14 protein-coding genes and 1 riboswitch are annotated in these 15,078 nt (G+C 74.2%); of the genes, 5 read left to right on the top strand and 9 right to left on the bottom strand.

What is annotated here, in order from left to right:
• Positions 1-19 precede the first annotated feature (19 nt).
• From HL054_RS11685 to HL054_RS11675, 3 genes are all read right to left on the bottom strand, one after another.
• Positions 20-811 carry an SDR family NAD(P)-dependent oxidoreductase gene (locus tag HL054_RS11685; protein ID WP_369139177.1) on the bottom strand — a complete coding sequence of 264 codons (792 nt, stop codon included), beginning with the start codon at positions 809-811 and terminating at the stop codon, positions 20-22.
• Positions 808-2,391, bottom strand: coding sequence for an ABC transporter substrate-binding protein (locus HL054_RS11680; RefSeq protein WP_369139176.1), 1,584 nt, complete (start codon positions 2,389-2,391; stop codon positions 808-810). The genes HL054_RS11685 and HL054_RS11680 overlap by 4 nt, the downstream gene beginning before the upstream one ends.
• A 343-nt stretch (positions 2,392-2,734) precedes the next feature.
• Positions 2,735-4,171 carry a glycine hydroxymethyltransferase gene (locus HL054_RS11675; protein WP_369139175.1) on the bottom strand — a complete coding sequence of 479 codons (1,437 nt, stop codon included), beginning with the start codon at positions 4,169-4,171 and terminating at the stop codon, positions 2,735-2,737.
• Between the two features lie 16 nt (positions 4,172-4,187).
• Positions 4,188-4,270: riboswitch (ZMP/ZTP riboswitch) on the bottom strand.
• Between the two features lie 232 nt (positions 4,271-4,502).
• Here HL054_RS11675 and HL054_RS11670 point away from each other — a divergent pair.
• Positions 4,503-4,790 carry a hypothetical protein gene (locus HL054_RS11670; RefSeq protein ID WP_369139174.1) on the top strand — a complete coding sequence of 96 codons (288 nt, stop codon included), beginning with the start codon at positions 4,503-4,505 and terminating at the stop codon, positions 4,788-4,790.
• 71 nt (positions 4,791-4,861) lie between these two features.
• Positions 4,862-5,893, top strand: coding sequence for an alpha/beta fold hydrolase (locus tag HL054_RS11665; RefSeq protein WP_369139173.1), 1,032 nt, complete (start codon positions 4,862-4,864; stop codon positions 5,891-5,893).
• On the opposite strand, the gene HL054_RS11660 is transcribed toward HL054_RS11665, so the two are convergent.
• The 5 genes from HL054_RS11660 to HL054_RS11640 form a co-directional block, all read right to left on the bottom strand.
• Positions 5,877-7,265 carry a metallopeptidase TldD-related protein gene (locus HL054_RS11660; RefSeq protein ID WP_369139172.1) on the bottom strand — a complete coding sequence of 463 codons (1,389 nt, stop codon included), beginning with the start codon at positions 7,263-7,265 and terminating at the stop codon, positions 5,877-5,879. The genes HL054_RS11665 and HL054_RS11660 overlap by 17 nt on opposite strands.
• Positions 7,262-8,776 (bottom strand): TldD/PmbA family protein, encoded by a 1,515-nt coding sequence (locus tag HL054_RS11655; protein ID WP_369139171.1) that lies wholly within the window; start codon positions 8,774-8,776, stop codon positions 7,262-7,264. The genes HL054_RS11660 and HL054_RS11655 overlap by 4 nt, the downstream gene beginning before the upstream one ends.
• 82 nt (positions 8,777-8,858) lie before the next feature.
• Positions 8,859-10,727, bottom strand: coding sequence for a cation:proton antiporter domain-containing protein (locus tag HL054_RS11650; protein ID WP_369139170.1), 1,869 nt, complete (start codon positions 10,725-10,727; stop codon positions 8,859-8,861).
• A 28-nt stretch (positions 10,728-10,755) separates the two neighbouring features.
• Positions 10,756-11,094, bottom strand: a complete 339-nt coding sequence (locus HL054_RS11645) for a UBP-type zinc finger domain-containing protein (protein ID WP_369139169.1) — start codon at positions 11,092-11,094, stop codon at positions 10,756-10,758.
• A gap of 104 nt (positions 11,095-11,198) precedes the next feature.
• Positions 11,199-11,564, bottom strand: a complete 366-nt coding sequence (locus tag HL054_RS11640; protein WP_369139168.1) for a nuclear transport factor 2 family protein — start codon at positions 11,562-11,564, stop codon at positions 11,199-11,201.
• An 80-nt stretch (positions 11,565-11,644) separates the two neighbouring features.
• Between HL054_RS11640 and HL054_RS11635 the strand changes: the two genes are divergently transcribed.
• Complete coding sequence (locus HL054_RS11635) at positions 11,645-12,172, top strand: MarR family winged helix-turn-helix transcriptional regulator (protein ID WP_369139167.1); 528 nt, start codon at positions 11,645-11,647, stop codon at positions 12,170-12,172.
• Between the two features lie 16 nt (positions 12,173-12,188).
• Entirely contained in the window at positions 12,189-13,010 is an 822-nt protein-coding gene (locus HL054_RS11630) for an MBL fold metallo-hydrolase (RefSeq protein ID WP_369139166.1), read from the top strand.
• Between the two features lie 19 nt (positions 13,011-13,029).
• On the opposite strand, the gene HL054_RS11625 is transcribed toward HL054_RS11630, so the two are convergent.
• Positions 13,030-14,325 carry an amidohydrolase family protein gene (locus HL054_RS11625; RefSeq protein WP_369139165.1) on the bottom strand — a complete coding sequence of 432 codons (1,296 nt, stop codon included), beginning with the start codon at positions 14,323-14,325 and terminating at the stop codon, positions 13,030-13,032.
• Between the two features lie 70 nt (positions 14,326-14,395).
• Between HL054_RS11625 and HL054_RS11620 the strand changes: the two genes are divergently transcribed.
• Positions 14,396-15,073 carry a DedA family protein gene (locus HL054_RS11620; RefSeq protein WP_369139164.1) on the top strand — a complete coding sequence of 226 codons (678 nt, stop codon included), beginning with the start codon at positions 14,396-14,398 and terminating at the stop codon, positions 15,071-15,073.
• Positions 15,074-15,078: the final 5 nt, after the last annotated feature.

Below are 15,078 nucleotides of genomic sequence, written 5' to 3'. Positions count from 1 at the left end.
AGCAGTGGGGCCGCCTCCGTCACCGCGCCGGCCCCATCGTGCGGGTGGTCGTCGACCCGCCGTCCACGGCCAGCACCTGGCCGGTGACCATGCGGGCCTCGTCGGAGGCCAGGAACAGCGCGGCGTTGGCGATGTCGGACGGCTGCCCGATCGAGGGGATGCCGGGACCGCCGGTGGGCAGCTCGCGACCGGTCCGGGCGAAGGCGTCCTTGATCCGGTCGGTCGCCGTCCCCCCGGGCGCGATCGCGTTGACCCGGATCCCGTGCTTGGCGTACGAGGCGGCCATCGCCCGGGTGAGGGCGATGATCCCGCCCTTGGCGGCGGAGTAGGCCGACCGGCCGGGGTCCACGCCCATCAGGCCGGCCGCCGACGTCGTGTTGACCACGCTGCCTCCTCGGTCGAGCAGGTGCGGGACGGCGAACCGGGACACCAGGAAGGTGCCGAACAGATCGACGTTCAGCGTCCGCCACCACTCGTCGATGGGCACCTCGTGCACCGCGCCGTCGTTCGCCGTCGAACCCCCGGCGTTGTTGTAGACGACGTCGAGCTGCCCGAACCGGTCCACCCCGGCGGCCACCATGGCGGCCACCGAGTCGGGCTCGGTGACGTCGCAGGGCACGAACAGGGCGGCGCCGCCCGCCTCCGTCACCAGGTCCTCCGTCCCCCGCCCGAGCTCCTCCGCTCGGTCGGCGACGACCACCGAGGCGCCTTCACGGGCAAACCGGACTGCAGCCTCCCGACCGATGCCCGAGCCGGCGCCGGTGATGACGGCGACCTTCCCGCCCAGCCGCGTCCCCGGGGCCCCGCTCATTCGCAGACCCACATGCCGGCGTAGAGGCTGCCCTGGTAGATCGGCGACTGCTGGTAGTTCTGCACTCGGCTGCCGGCCACCCAGGACTGGTAGTACTGCACGGGCAGGCCGCCCGGGACGACCTCGGTCTCCATGTACCGCTGGAACGCCCGGTAGGCCTCGTCGCGCTCGGCCTGGTCCAGGATCGTCCGGCTGTCGGCGATCATGGAGTCGACCTGCGGGTCGTTGACCGCGGCGTAGTTGTCGATCGACTCCGAGTGGAAGTCCTGGATCGTCTGGTCCGGGAAGATCACCGACCGCACGGCCTTGGTGATGTCGAAGTCGTGGGCGCGCCGGCGGGTGATGCCGGTCGCCGGGTCGACGATGCTGATCTCGGCGGTGATGCCGACGTCGGCGAGATCCGCGACCATCCACTCCGCCTCGCGGACGTCGGCCTCGCTGAGCTGCTGGACCAGCAGCTCGAGGGAGAAGCCCTCGGGCACCCCCGCCTCGTCGAGCAGCTCACGGGCCTGCTCGGGGTCGTAGGGGCGCACCTCGGCGAGCTCGTCCTCGGTCAAGGCGGCCGCCGAGACGTCCGGGCGGAGCAGGGACGTCGGGTTGAAACGGCCCCGCACGCTCTCGCCCATGCCCTGCCAGTCGATGGCCATCATGATCGCCCGGCGCACCCGGACGTCGTCGAAGGGCGCCTTCGTGGTGTTGATGTAGAAGCTGACCTGGTTGGACGGCTGCTCGACCACCTGGAAGTCGTCGCTGCCGGCGAAGGAGCTCTCCGCGATGTCGAAGGGGACGGTGCCGATGTCGAGCCGGCCGCTGCGCAACGCCGCCGTGACCGCCGCGGTGTCGCTGATGATCGGCAGCCTGATCTCGTCGACGTAGGCGTCCCCGAAGTAGTCGGGGTTGCGCTCGAGGACCCACTCCACGTCGGGGTTGTGCTCGGCGACCATGTAGGGCCCGGTGCCGATGTAGGTCTCGGCCATGTCGTACGCGCCCTCGACGCCCTCGCGGGGCAGGATGACGTTGAAGTGGTGGGCGAGGTACTCGACGAAGGGCGCGTAGGGCCGCGACAGCTGGAACACCACGGTGGTGTCGTCCTCGGCGGTCACGCTCTCCACCGGCGCGACCATCCACTTGTGGGCCGCGTTGCTGGCCTTGAGGCCCATGAAGGTGGCGACCACGTCGTCGGCCGTGAAGGGCCGCCCGCTGACCGGCGCGACGTCCTGCCAGACGACGTCGTCCCGGAGCTGGAAGGTGTAGGTCAACCCGTCCTCGGAGACCTCCCAGTCGGTGGCCAGGTCACCGGTGAGCGCGAAGTCCTCGGCCTCCGGGTCGACCTCCAGCAGCTTGCTGTAGACGGTGCCCGACATGATCTGCATGAGCGACGGGTCGATGCTCTCGAAGAAGTTCGCGGTCGTGGCGAGCTCGAACGGCTGCTGCACGGTGAGCGTGCCGCCCTGGCGCGGATCGCAGCCGGCCGACGTCCCGCCGGCAGAGTTTTCCTCACCTCCGCCGCTGCAGCCGGTCACCACGAACACGACGGCGCAGGCGGCGGCCGCCGCCCGGGGAAGGGTCTTCCTGGACATGGAGTGGCTCCTCACGGACGGCCACGGGTGGCCGAGCAGACGACGTCGTCGGCGACGAATGTGGCACGGTCCACACCGACGCGGGACGCAAGTTCCACGCCACGGAACCGCCCGACGGCCTTCCTCCCCGGGGGTTCCAGCGCCCGGAAGCCGACCACTGCACCTGCTGCATCTGTCTGCCATCGAGGCCCTCGTCTGACCAGGCGGAGAGGGCCTGTCCTCCTCGATGTGGCCTCGGCTCGGGCGCGAGGCCTCCTCGACGCGCTGCGCGACTTCTTCGACCCGCGGCTGCACCGCTGACCCACCGGGGCCGACCCGCCGGCGGTGGGTCGGCCCCGCAGCGTCAGCCCCGGCCGGTGAGGTCGATCTCGGGGTACAGCGGGTGGGCGCCGACCAGCTCGGCCGCCCGCGCCCGGACCCGCTCCGCCACCCCGGCGTCCACCCGGTAGCGGACCTGGGAGTCGCCGTCCGGCCGGGTGTGGGCGAGCACGTCGACCAGCAGGTCTCCGACCTCGGCCAGCTCCGCCTCGCGCAGCCCGCGGGTGGTCAGCGCCGGGGTGCCCAGCCGGATGCCGGAGGTGTACCAGGGGCCGTTCGGGTCGGCCGGGACGGAGTTGCGGTTGGTGACCAGCCCGGCGTCCAGGAGGGCGGCCTCGGCCTGCCGGCCGGTGAGCCCGTAGGCGCTGACGTCGACCAGTACCAGGTGGTTGTCGGTGCCGCCGGTGACCAGCCGCGCGCCGCGGCGAAGCAGCCCGTCGGCCAGGGCGCGGGCGTTGGCCACGACCTGCTGGGCGTAGTCGGCGAACTCCGGACGGCGGGCCTCGGCCAGCGCCACGGCCTTGGCCGCCATCACGTGCGGGAGCGGCCCGCCGAGCACCATCGGGCAGCCGCGGTCGACGAACGGCGCGAACTCGTCGGTGCACAGCACCATGCCGCCGCGCGGTCCGCGCAGCGACTTGTGCGTGGTGGTGGTGACGACGTCGGCGTGCGGCACCGGGTCGAAGTCGCCGGTGAGCACCCGGCCGGCGACCAGCCCGGCGAAGTGCGCCATGTCCACCATCAGCGTGGCGCCCACCTCGTCGGCGATCTCCCGCATCGCGGCGAAGTCGATCCGCCGCGGGTAGGCGGAGTAGCCGGCGACCAGGACCAGCGGGCGGACCTCGCGGGCCCGCTCGCGGACCGCGGCGTAGTCGACCAGCCCGGTGGCCGGGTCGGTGCCGTAGCTGGACTGCTCGAACATCTTGCCGGAGATGTTGGGCCGGAAGCCGTGGGTGAGGTGCCCGCCGGCGTCCAGGGACATGCCGAGCATCCGCTGGTCGCCCAGCGCCCGGCGGACCCGCGCCCAGTCGGCGTCGCTGAGCGCGTCGACGTTGGGCACCCCGGCCGCCGCGAGCGCCGGGGTCTCCACCCGGGCAGCGAGGATCGACCAGAACGCGACCAGGTTGGCGTCGATGCCGGAGTGCGGCTGGACGTAGGCGTGCTGGGCGCCGAACAGCTCGCGGGCGTGCTCGGCGGCGAGCCGCTCGACGGTGTCGACGTTCTGGCAGGCGGCGTAGAAGCGGCGTCCGGGGGTGCCCTCGGCGTACTTGTCGCTGAACCAGTTGCCCATCGCCAGCAGCACCGCGGGCGAGGCGTAGTTCTCGCTGGCGATGAGCTTCAGGCTCTCCCGCTGGTCGGTGAGCTCCTGGCCGATGGCGGCGGCGACGCGCGGCTCGACCTGGGCGATGACGTCCAGCGCGCTGGCGAAGGCGGTGGACTCGCGGTTCACGGTGCTGGTCACGGGCGCGCTCCTCCTCGACGGGAGCCCAGGCGCGCGGCGGGTCGGCGGGGCCGCTCCCCGGTGGTGGCCCACCTGTCAGCGCCAGTCACGGCCCGGCGACAGCGTAACGACCCGGCCCGCTGGCGCCCACCGCCGCCAGGGAGGAGAGGTGCGGGGAGGAGAGGTGCCCCCGCGCGAGTAGAGCCCTGCCCACCCCTGTGGGCAGGGCTCTACTCACGGCGGCGGGTCTCCGTCTCCGACCGGGCAGCCGGCCCGACGCCGGGTGTTCGCCCGTTCGTCGTCCCGGGGACGTGCGGCGGCGTCCCCGGCCGGGTACGCACCGCCCATGTCGATGAGCGCACCGTTCGACCCCGTCCAGCCCTCCACCGACGACGGCATCCCCGCCGCGGACGCCGGGACCGGCGCCCCGCCGCCCGCCGAGGGCTTCGGCACCGGCGGCGAGGAGCCGGACGCCCCGGAGCAGGCCGACCCCGCGACCCCGGCGGCGGCCGGGCGCGACACCGCCTTCCGCACCCCGGACCCCGGTGCGGTCGGCCCCGAGGCGACCGGCGACCCGGTCGACCCGGCAGTGTCCACCGCGACCCCGGACCCCGAGCAGACCGGCCGCGACCGCCGCTGACCCCACGGCTGCCTTTGCCGGAACAGCAAGGTAGCTGGCTGTTCCGGCGGGCAGCCCGTCAGGGTCCCGGCATGACCTCCCCGCCTCCCGCGGCGCACGGCCGCCGGCACCGAACCCTGCCCACGCCCACCGGCGAGCTGCACGTGGTCGAGCAGGGCACCGGCCCGCTCGTCGTGCTGCTCCACGGGTTCCCGGAGACCTGGCGTGCCTGGCGGCGGCAGCTCGGGTCCCTCGCCGCGGCCGGGTTCCAGGTGGCCGCGCCCGACCTGCGCGGGTGCGGGCGGTCGTCGGTCCCGGCGGACGTCGGCGACCTGCGGATGACGGCGATGGTCGACGACGTGGTCACGGTGGTGCACGGGCTCGGGCACGAGACCGCCGTCGTGGTCGGGCACGACGTCGGCGCCCCGATCGCGGCCACTGCCGCGCTGCTCCGGCCGGACGTCGTCCGGGCCGTCGGGCTGCTGGGCGTCCCGTACAACCCGCCGGGCGGCCCGCGCCCGACCGAGGCGTTCGCGCAGGTCGGCGGGCCGGGGGCCGACTTCTACGTCAGCTGGTTCCAGCAGCCCGGCCGGGCCGAGGCCGACGTGGCACGCGACCCCCGCGGCTGGCTGGCCGGCTTCGCCCGCGGGCTCGACGGCCCGACGCACACCTCCCCCGGGCCGGACGGGCTGTTCTTCGTCCCCGCCGGTGCCCGGATGTCCGACCGGTTCCCGGCCGGCCCGCTCCCGTCGTGGCTCAGCGAGGCCGACCTCGACGGGACGGTCGAGGACCTGGCCCGCACCGGGATCGCCGGTGCACTGGGTCGTTACCGCAACGCCGACCGCGACTGGGCCGACCTGGCCCCGCACGCGGGGGCCCGGCTGACCCAGCCGGCGGTCTTCATCGGCGGGGAGCTGGACGCGACCACGACGTGGATGGCCGACGCCATCGCGGCCCTGCCCGAGGTGGTGCCGGGCCTGCGGTCCTCGACGCTGCTCCCGGGCTGCGGTCACTGGGTGCAGCAGGAGCGTCCCGAGGACGTCGACCGCCTGCTGGTCGACTGGCTGCGCGACCTCCCCGACGCCGGCCCGACAGCCGGGGCGGCCGTCAGCTCGCCGGGCTGACCGAGCTCATGTTGAAGTCGGGCACCCGCAGCATCGGCATGGCCGCCCGGGTGAACCAGTCGTTCCACTCCCGCGGCAGGGTCCGCTCGGTGCGGCTGGCCTCGGTGGCCCGCCCCAGCAGGTCGACCGGCGACTCGTTGAACCGGAAGTTGTTCACCGCCCCGGTCACCTCCCCGCCCTCGACGAGGAACACGCCGTCCCGGGTGAGGCCGGTGACCAGCAGGGTCTGCGGGTCGACCTCGCGGATGTACCAGAGCGTGGTGAGCAGCAGCCCCCGCTCGGTGCGGGCGATCATCTCCGCCGGCGACGCGGTGGCGGCCGGGTCCTCGAGGACGAGGTTGTCCACCGCGGCCGTCGCCGGGGCGGTGGTCTTCAGCGCCCAGGCGCGCGGCCGGACCAGGTTGGTCAGCACGCCGTCCCGGATCCAGTCGACCGCCGGGGTGGCCATGCCGTTGTCGAACACCGACGCGCTGCCCGAGGAGCCGCCGACCACCTGGAACGGGGCGGTCTCCAGCCCCGGGGCGCGCGGGTCGCTGCGCAACGTCAGCGGGAGCGCGGCCAGCCGCTCGCCGATCCGGTTGCCCCCGCCCTGCTTGGCGTAGACGCTGCGGCCCTCGTCGGCGTCCCGGGCCTCCATCGACCAGTAGGCGACGATCATCAGGTCGCTGACCGTGGACGGCGGCAGCAGCGTCTCGTACCGCCCGGCCGGCAGCTCGACCCGCCGCTGCGACCAGGCCATCTTCTGCCGCACCTCGGCGGCGAGGTCGGCCACCGAGACGTCGGTGAAGTCGCGGGTGCCGACACCGGCCCAGACCGAGCGGCCGAAGTCGGTGCTCTTGCCGTTGAGCTCGACCCGGCCGGTGGGCTGGTCGTGCCGCAGCCGCAGCCCGGTCGAGGTGCCCAGGTAGGTGGTCGCCAGCGAGTGCTCGGCGTACCCGAACAGCAGCTCGTCGCGGCCGCGGGCGGCGCCGAAGGCCTCGCCGAGCGCGGGGGCGAAGTCGGCGAAGACGTCGATCGAGGTGGTGGCGGCCTCGGCGTCCCAGTCGCCGGAGCCGGGCGGCGCCTCGCTGACCAGCGGCACCGCGTCCTCGGCCGGTCCGGCGTCGCGCGCGGCCTGCTCGCTGGCCGCGACGAGGCCGGCGACGTCCGGGGTGCCGGTGCGGGCCACGGTGCCGGTGGCCATGCCCGCCCCGCCGTCGACGAAGGAGATGACCACGACCTGGCGGGACCGCATCGCCCCGTTGGTGGTCAGGCTGTTGCTGGCCCAGCGGAGGTTGGCCTCCGAGCTGTCGGTGACGTAGACGACCGCGCCGTCGGCCTTCGACGCCGCCAGTGCCCGCTCGACCAGTTCCTGCGGGGTCTGCGAGCTCATCGCCCACCCTCCTGCTTGGTGTTGAGGATGTTCGTCTGCTCGAACAGCGCCGTCGGGCAGCCGTGGCTGACCGGGGCGACCTGGCCGGGCTGGGCCTTGCCGCAGTTGAACGCCCCGCCCAGCACGTAGGTCTGCGGGCCGCCGACCGCCGTCATCGAACCCCAGAAGTCCGTCGTCGTCGCCTGGTAGGCGACGTCGCGCAGCTGGCCGGCCAGCTGCCCGTTCTCGATCCGGTAGAACCGCTGGCCGGTGAACTGGAAGTTGTACCGCTGCATGTCGATCGACCAGCTGTTGTCGCCCAGCACGTAGATGCCGCGCTCGACGCCGCCGATGATCTCCTCGGTGGACGGGCCGTCCGCGGCCGGCTGCAGCGAGACGTTGGCCATCCGCTGCACCGGCACGTGCGCGGCGGAGTCGGCGAAGGCGCAGCCGTTGGAGCGCTCCAGACCGCGCAGCCGGGCCATGTTGCGGTCGACCTGGTAGCCGACCAGCACGCCGTCCCGGACCAGGTCCCACTGCTGGCCGGCCACGCCCTCGTCGTCCCAGCCGACCGTGGACAGCCCGTGCTCGGCCGTCCGGTCGCCGGTGACGTTCATCAGCGGCGAGCCGTACTGCAGGGTGCCCAGCTTGTCCGGCGTGGCGAACGAGGTGCCGGCGTACGCGGCCTCGTAGCCGAGCGCCCGGTCGAGCTCGGTGGCGTGGCCGATCGACTCGTGGATGGTCAGCCACAGGTTCGACGGGTCGACGACGAGGTCGTAGCGGCCGGCCTCGACCGAGGGCGCCTTCACCTTCTCCCGCAGCAGCTCCGGGATCTCGGCCAGCTCACCGCGCCAGTCCCAGCCGTCGGCGGCGACGAACTCCCAGCCGCGGCCCACCGGCGGGGCCAGCGTGCGCATCGACTCGAAGGTGCCGGTGGCCCGGTCGACGGTGAGGGCGGTGAACTCCGGGTGCACCCGGACGCGCTGCTGGCGGGTGCGGGTGCCGGCCGTGTCGGCGTAGAACTTCTGCTCCTTGACCTGCATGACGCTGCTAGTCACGTGCTCGACGCCGTCGGCGGCCAGCAGCTGCTCGGACAGCTCGGTGAGCAGCGCCGTCTTCTCCGCGTCCGGGACGGCGAACGGGTCGACCTCGTAGGCCGAGACCCACTCGCCGTCGGCGTACACCGGCTCGGGGGCCAGCTCGACCCGGTCGGTGTTCATCGCGGCGGACACCCGGGCGACGGCGACGGCCTCCTCGGCCAGCCGGACCGCCTCGGCGGCGGTGAGCACCACGCCCGCGGCGAAGCCCCAGGTGCCCTCGTGCACCACCCGGACGGCCAGGCCCAGGTCCTCCCCGTCGCCCAGCGCCTCGAGCCGGGCGTCGCGCAGCCGGATCGTCTGGGTGCGGATCCGCTCGACCCGCAGGTCGGCGTGCTCGCAGCCCAGGTCGGTCGCCCGGGTCAGCGCGGCCTCGGCGAGCGCGGACAGCGGCAGGGCGAGGAAGGACTCGTCGACGGACCTGGTCTGTGCCACGGGTCGTGTCTACCAGCAGCCGCCGACCGCAGCGACGCAGCTGGTGAGCGGCGCTACCGACCTGACCGGCGGCCCGCCCGCGTCAGCCCAGCGCGCTGTCCACCCAGCACCAGCGCCAGGCCTCGTCCGGTTCGGCGCTCACCACCACCGGGTGCGCGGTGGACCCGAAGTGCGCACGGGAGTGCCGGCGCGGTGAGGAGTCGCAGCACCCGACGTGGCCGCAGGCCATGCAGGTGCGCAGGTGCACCCACGTCGTGCCCTCGCGCACGCAGTCCTCGCAGGCCTCCTCCGGGTGGGCGGCCCCGGCCGGGGCCAGCCGGAGGTGGTCGCACAGCGCGTCGGTGGGCCGGGGGGCCAGCGGGCGCTCGCGGTCCAGCGACTCCAGCTCCTCGTGCCGGTCGAGCAGCGACTCCTCGACGTCGATCGCGTTGAGCGCGGCCTCCAGCACCTCGGTCGGGGCGGTGCCGGCGTCGCGGGCGCGCACCACGACCTCCCGCTCGGCGTCGAGCATCGCCATCCGCAGCCGGGCGTAGGTGCTCGACGGGGTCTCCTGGTCGGCCAGCGGCCGGCCGAGGCGCTCCCAGGTCGCGTGCGACCGGGCGATGGACCGGTCGCGCAGCCGCTCGATCACCCCGTCGGGCTCGTCGCCGGTGGCCAGCTCGGCCAGCCGCTGGAGCCCGGCGGCGTTGGCGGCGTCCCCGATCACCGCCGCCTGCAGCGCGTCCTCGGCCGGGTCCGGCGCCGGCAGGCCCACCCTGCGGACCAGCCAGGGCAGGGTCGAGCCCTGCACCAGCAGGGTGCCGACGACGACGGTGAACGCCGCCAACAGCAGGACCTCCCGGTCAGGCAGGTCCGCCGGCAGCACCTGGGCAGCCGCCAGCGTGACCACCCCCCGCATGCCCGCCCAGGAGACCAGCCCGGCGACCGCCGGGCTCCAGGCCTGCCGGCGCATCGCGGGCGTGCCGACCGAGAGGACCCCGGCCAGGCCAAAGACGAAGGCGAAGCGCGCGACCACCGTGGTCACCAGGACGCCGACGCACACCAGCACGATCCGGCCGGCGCCCAGGCCGCTGTCGGCGGCGCCGGAGAGCAGGCCGGGCAGCTGCATGCCGATGAGCAGGAAGACGCCGTTCTCCAGCACGAACGCGACGGTGCGCCAGGTGATCGCCTCGGTGACCCGCGCGGTGGCCGTCTGCACCCTCGGCGACAGGTGCGCCAGCGTCAGCCCGGTGACGACGGTGGACAGCACCCCGGACGCGTGGACCTCCTCCGCGGCCAGGAAGGCCAGGTAGGGGGCGACGAAGGAGACCAGCGTGTCCAGCACCGGGTCCTGCACCCGGGCCCGGACGACGGCGAGCACCGCGGCGACGACGCCGCCGACGAGCACCGCCCCGACGACCGCCCAGGCGAAGTCGCCGGCGACCTCGAACGGGGAGGGCTCCGTGGTCAGCGCGGAGACCGCCACGCTCAGCGCGATCAGCGCCGCGGCGTCGTTCACCAGGCTCTCGTGCTCCAGCAGGGTGGCCACCCGCCGGGGCAGGCCCAGCCGGCGGCCGAGGGCCGAGGCGGCGATGGCGTCGGGCGGTGCGACGACCGCGCCCAGGGCGATGGCGGCCGCGAGGGCCACGCCGGGCAGCAGCAACCAGGTGACCCAGCCGACCACCAGCGCGGTGAAGAAGATCAGCACCACCGACATCGCGACGATGCTGGCCTTGTTGTGCCGGAAGTCGAACAGCGACGTCCGGGCCGTGGTGGCGTAGAGCAGCGGTGGCAGCAGGGCGAACAGGACGACGTCGGGGTCGAGCTGCACCTCGGGGACGTTCGGCAGGAAGGAGGCCCCCGCGCCGACGACGACGAGCACCAGCGGGGTGGGCAGCCCGTACCGGTTGCACAGGCCGGCGACGACGCCGACCGCGATCACCAGGGCGACGAGCTCGGCGGTCAGTTCCACGGTGCGACCTGCTGGCTGTGCCGTCCGTTCAGTGGAGGTGCTTCGTCCAGTCGGCGGGCACCCGGCCCGCGGGACCGGGCACCGGCTGCGCGGCCGGGTGGGCGTGCGGCGCCGCCAGCGGCGGGCCCTCGGCGAACTCGCCCTCGACGTAGTCCCAGAACCAGCCCTCGCCGGGCTCGAAGCTCTGCACGACGCGGTGGCCGGTGGCCGTCGCGTGCGCGGTGGCGTGCTGGTTGGGCGAGGAGTCGCAGCAGCCGACGTGCCCGCAGGCGGCGCAGCGGCGCAGGTGCAGCCACCAGCTGCCGCTGGCGTCGCACTCGACGCAGCCGGTGCCGCTCGGCGGGACGCTGGGGTCGATCTGGTCCATGGGTGCTCCTCGTGGGTCGGTGCCGCCGTGAGTCTGCGGCACGGGTCGGCGCTGCGGAAGCTCGAGCCCTGCCCACCACCGTGGGCAGGGCTCGAGCGGGCGCCTCAGGCGTCGAGCAGGGTCCACAGCCGGGCGATCCGGCCGTCGACGACCTGGGCGACGTCCAGCCCGCCGACCACCGGCGCCCCGCCGGGCGGCCCGAGCCGCCAGGGCCGCATGCCCAGGTCGGTCACCCCGCGGAACGGCCCGGCCGGGGTGAAGACGAGGCCCGGCCCCTGCGCCAGCAGCCCGGTCACGGTGGCCGCCAGCTCCGCCCGGCCGGTCACCGCGTGCCCGTCGTCGGCGAAGACCACGTCCTCGGTGAACACCTCGGCGATCACCGCCTCCCGCCGCTGCGCGTCCGGCTCGTTGAAGACGCCCCCGAGCATCCGCGCGAGCAACTCCTCGGCGGTGCGGACGGACTCGGTCATGGCGGTTCCTCTCGACTCGTTCGACGGGGGCGGCGCGGGAGTCGACACTGACGGGGCCGCCGGACAGGAAGATACGTGACATGTCATCCAACGAACAGGTCGACGAGGTGCTGAGCGCCGAGCAGCAGGAGACCTGGTTCGCCTACATGCGGGTGATGCTGCGGCTGACCTACGAGATGAACCGCCAGCTGCAGACCGACAGCGACCTCTCCCTGCCGGACTACGACGTGCTCAACGCGCTGGCCGACTCCCCCGGGCACCGCCTCCAGCTGACCGCGCTGGCCACCCGGCTGGCCTGGGAGCGCAGCCGGCTGAGCCACCACCTGCAGCGGATGAGCGCCCGCGGCCTGGTCGAGCGCAGCCCGTCGGCCACCGACGGCCGGGCGACCGACGCCGTCCTCACCGCCGCCGGTCTCGGCGCGCTCCGCGCCTCGACCCCCGGGCACGCGGCGCTGGTCCGCCGGATGTTCTTCGACGGGCTGGACGCCGAGCTGCTCCCGGTCCTGCGCACGGCGCTGGAGCAGGTGCACGAGCAGGTGCTGGCCACCGGCACCCTGCCCAGGCCGGTCGAGCAGACCCGGCTCCCGGGGTTGCAGACGGGCGGCTGACGGGTAGCCGCGCCGCATGACCGTTCCGCAGGACACCACCCCGGACGACGACGTCACGCTCACCTTCGGCGGCACCGCGACGACGCTGCTGCGGCTGGGTCCGTTCACCCTGCTGACCGACCCCAACTTCCTGCACCGTGGCCAGCGGGCGCACCTGGGCTACGGGCTGCGCAGCAAGCGGCTCACCGAGCCCGCGCTGCAGCCCACGCAGCTGCCGACGCTGGACGCCGTCCTGCTCTCGCACATGCACGGCGACCACTGGGACCGGGTCGCCACCCGGTCGATGCCCAAGGCGGTGCCGGTGGTGACGACGCCGGAGGCCGCCCGCTGCCTGGCCAAGCGGGGCTTCACCGCCACCGCCGACCTGCGGCCGTGGCAGACCCACGAGCTGACCCGCGGGACCTCGACGCTGCGGGTCACCAGCGTCCCCGGCGTCCACGGGCCGGGCCCGCTCGCCCGGCTGCTGCCGCAGGTGATGGGCAGCGTGCTGGAGCTGGCGCGCGACGGCGAGGTGCGGTGGCGCGGCTACATCAGCGGCGACACCCTGTTCCGGCCGTACCTCGGCGAGGTGCTCGAGCGGTGCGGGCCGCTGGACGTGCTCGTCCCGCACCTGGGCGGCACCCGCGTCCCGCCCGGCGTGCTGGTGACCATGGACGGCCGCCAGGGCGCCGACCTGGTCGAGCTGCTGAAGCCCCCGGTCACCGTCCCGGTGCACTACGACGACTACTCGGTGTTCCGCAGCCCGCTGGGCGACTTCGTCGCCGAGGTGGCGCAGCGGCGGCTGCCGGGCGAGGTCCGCACCGTCGGCCGCGGCCAGACGGTCTCGCTGCGCGCCTGACCACGCCGCGAGGAGTCCCTCAGCGCCCGGCGAGCCGCATCGCCCGGACCTGCACGTCGGCCCGCAGCGCCGCCTCGTCGACGGTGAGCGAGGCTCCGCCGGCCACCACCTGCCGGCCGGCCACCCAGGTGTCGCGCACGTGCCGGGAGCCGACCGACCAGACCAGGTGGGTGACCAGGTCGGTCAGGTCGCCGACCGGCACGAAGGCGATGTCGTCGGTGTCCACGTGCACCAGGTCGGCCCGCCGTCCGGCGGTGAGCTGGCCGAGGTCCTCGCGGCCGATCGCCGCGGCCGCAGCCCCGGTGGCGAGCCAGAACGCCTCGGGTGCGGTGAGCGCGGTCGCGTCCCGCTCCCGCAGCCGGGCCAGCTGGGCGGCCAGCCGGAGGTCCTCGAACAGGTCGAGGTTGTCGTTGGAGGCCGGGCCGTCGGTGCCCATGCCCACCCGGATGCCCAGGTCCAGCATGTCGCGCAGCCGGGCGGTGCCGCTGGCCAGCTTGGTGTTGCTGCCCGGGCAGTGCGCCACCGCGACGTCGTACTCGCGCCACAGCTCCAGGTCGCCGTCGTCCATGTGCACGCAGTGGTTGGCCAGCACCCGGCCGCCGAGGACGTCGTGCGCGGCCAGCAGCGCCGGGACGCTGGAGCCGTGGGTGGCCAGCAGCTCGTCGCCCTCGGTCGCGGTCTCGGCGACGTGCACGGTGAGGAGCAGGTCGTGAGCCCGCGCCGCCTCGGCGGCCTGGGTGAGCACCGGCAGCGGCACGGTGTACGCCGAGTGCGGGCCGATGCCGTACTCGACCTGCTCGTCGCTGTCCGCCGAGAGCCGGACGGCGGTGTCCAACTGCTCGTCGAAGGTGCCGAAGCCGGGCAGCCCGATGAGCGGGTTGGCGATGACCGACCGGGCGCCGGTGGCCCGGACCGCCGTGGCGATCCGCTCGGGCTGGAAGTACATCTCCACGCTGGTGGTCACCCCGTGCCGGAGCATCTCCGCCGACGCTGCGGTCATCGCGACCTCGACGTCCTCGGGGGTGAGTTGCGCCTCCCTCGGCCACATCACCTCGGCCAGCCAGCGGTCCAGCGGCAGCCCCTCGCCCTGGCCGCGGAACAGCACCATCGGCGCGTGCGAGTGGGTGTTGACCATGCCGGGGGTGAGCACGCCGGGCAGCCGGGTGACCTGCGCGTCCGCAGCCAGCGGCGGTGCGTCGGCGGCGGTGCCGACCCAGCTGATGACGCCGTCCTGCACGTCCAGCACGGCATCGGGGACGACGGTGCCGGCGCGGTCCCCGACCACGACGGCGCGGGCGGTGAAGCGGTGCACCATGCCGCGACCCTACGGTCGCCCCCGGCGCGGAGCAGGGCGGCACACAGGAGGCGCCGATACCGTGGGCGCCATGTCCGTCCTCGCCGCTGCCGCGTCCGACGAAGGCGGGATCACCGGCTTCCTGCTCGACCTCGTCGAGAAGCTGGGCGCGCCGGGCGTCGGGCTGACGATCCTGATCGAGACCGTCATCCCGCCGATCCCCAGCGAAGCGGTGCTCGGCGCCGCCGGGGTGCTGATCAACGACGGCCGGCTCAACGTCGTCCCGGTGGTGCTGTTCGCGACCCTCGGCTCGGTCGTCGGGGCGCTCGTCCTCTACTGGGTGGGCCGGGTCTTCGGCCCGCGCCGGTCGCACGCCTTCCTCGACCGGCTGCCCCTGGTCGCCACCGAGGACGTCGACAAGACCTTCGCCTGGTTCGAGCGGCACGGGCGCTCGGCGGTGTTCTTCGGCCGGATGGTGCCGATCGTGCGCAGCTTCGTGTCGGTGCCGGCCGGCGTGGTGAAGATGCCGCTGCCTCAGTTCCTGCTGTTCACCACCGCCGGCAGCCTGATCTGGAACAGCGTGCTGATCGGGCTGGGCGTGGCCGCCGGCGACTTCGTGCAGGCGAACCTGCACTACCTCGACTACGCCGTGGTCGCCGCGGTCGTGCTGTTCGTCGGCTGGTTCCTCTACAAGAAGCTGACCGGCGGGTTCGACCGCCCCGCGCACGCCGGCTCCGACCTGCCGGTCGACGAGCGCGACGAGGCCTGAGCCCG

Origin of the sequence: Modestobacter versicolor, from assembly GCF_041028285.1 — a bacterium.
GTDB lineage: Bacteria > Actinomycetota > Actinomycetes > Mycobacteriales > Geodermatophilaceae > Modestobacter > Modestobacter versicolor_A.
This window is presented reverse-complemented; position numbering and strand designations above follow the sequence as displayed.

What these genes read in the sequence shown, in the direction of transcription:
- HL054_RS11685 (WP_369139177.1), bottom strand. Translation starts at nt 811, where the DNA reads ATGAGCGGGGCCCCGGGGACGCGGCTGGGCGGGAAGGTCGCCGTCATC.
- HL054_RS11680 (WP_369139176.1), bottom strand. Translation starts at nt 2,391, where the DNA reads ATGTCCAGGAAGACCCTTCCCCGGGCGGCGGCCGCCGCCTGCGCCGTC.
- HL054_RS11670 (WP_369139174.1), top strand. Translation starts at nt 4,503, where the DNA reads ATGAGCGCACCGTTCGACCCCGTCCAGCCCTCCACCGACGACGGCATC.
- HL054_RS11665 (WP_369139173.1), top strand. Translation starts at nt 4,862, where the DNA reads ATGACCTCCCCGCCTCCCGCGGCGCACGGCCGCCGGCACCGAACCCTG.
- HL054_RS11660 (WP_369139172.1), bottom strand. Translation starts at nt 7,265, where the DNA reads ATGAGCTCGCAGACCCCGCAGGAACTGGTCGAGCGGGCACTGGCGGCG.
- HL054_RS11645 (WP_369139169.1), bottom strand. Translation starts at nt 11,094, where the DNA reads ATGGACCAGATCGACCCCAGCGTCCCGCCGAGCGGCACCGGCTGCGTC.
- HL054_RS11640 (WP_369139168.1), bottom strand. Translation starts at nt 11,564, where the DNA reads ATGACCGAGTCCGTCCGCACCGCCGAGGAGTTGCTCGCGCGGATGCTC.
- HL054_RS11635 (WP_369139167.1), top strand. Translation starts at nt 11,645, where the DNA reads ATGTCATCCAACGAACAGGTCGACGAGGTGCTGAGCGCCGAGCAGCAG.
- HL054_RS11630 (WP_369139166.1), top strand. Translation starts at nt 12,189, where the DNA reads ATGACCGTTCCGCAGGACACCACCCCGGACGACGACGTCACGCTCACC.
- HL054_RS11625 (WP_369139165.1), bottom strand. Translation starts at nt 14,325, where the DNA reads ATGGTGCACCGCTTCACCGCCCGCGCCGTCGTGGTCGGGGACCGCGCC.
- HL054_RS11620 (WP_369139164.1), top strand. Translation starts at nt 14,396, where the DNA reads ATGTCCGTCCTCGCCGCTGCCGCGTCCGACGAAGGCGGGATCACCGGC.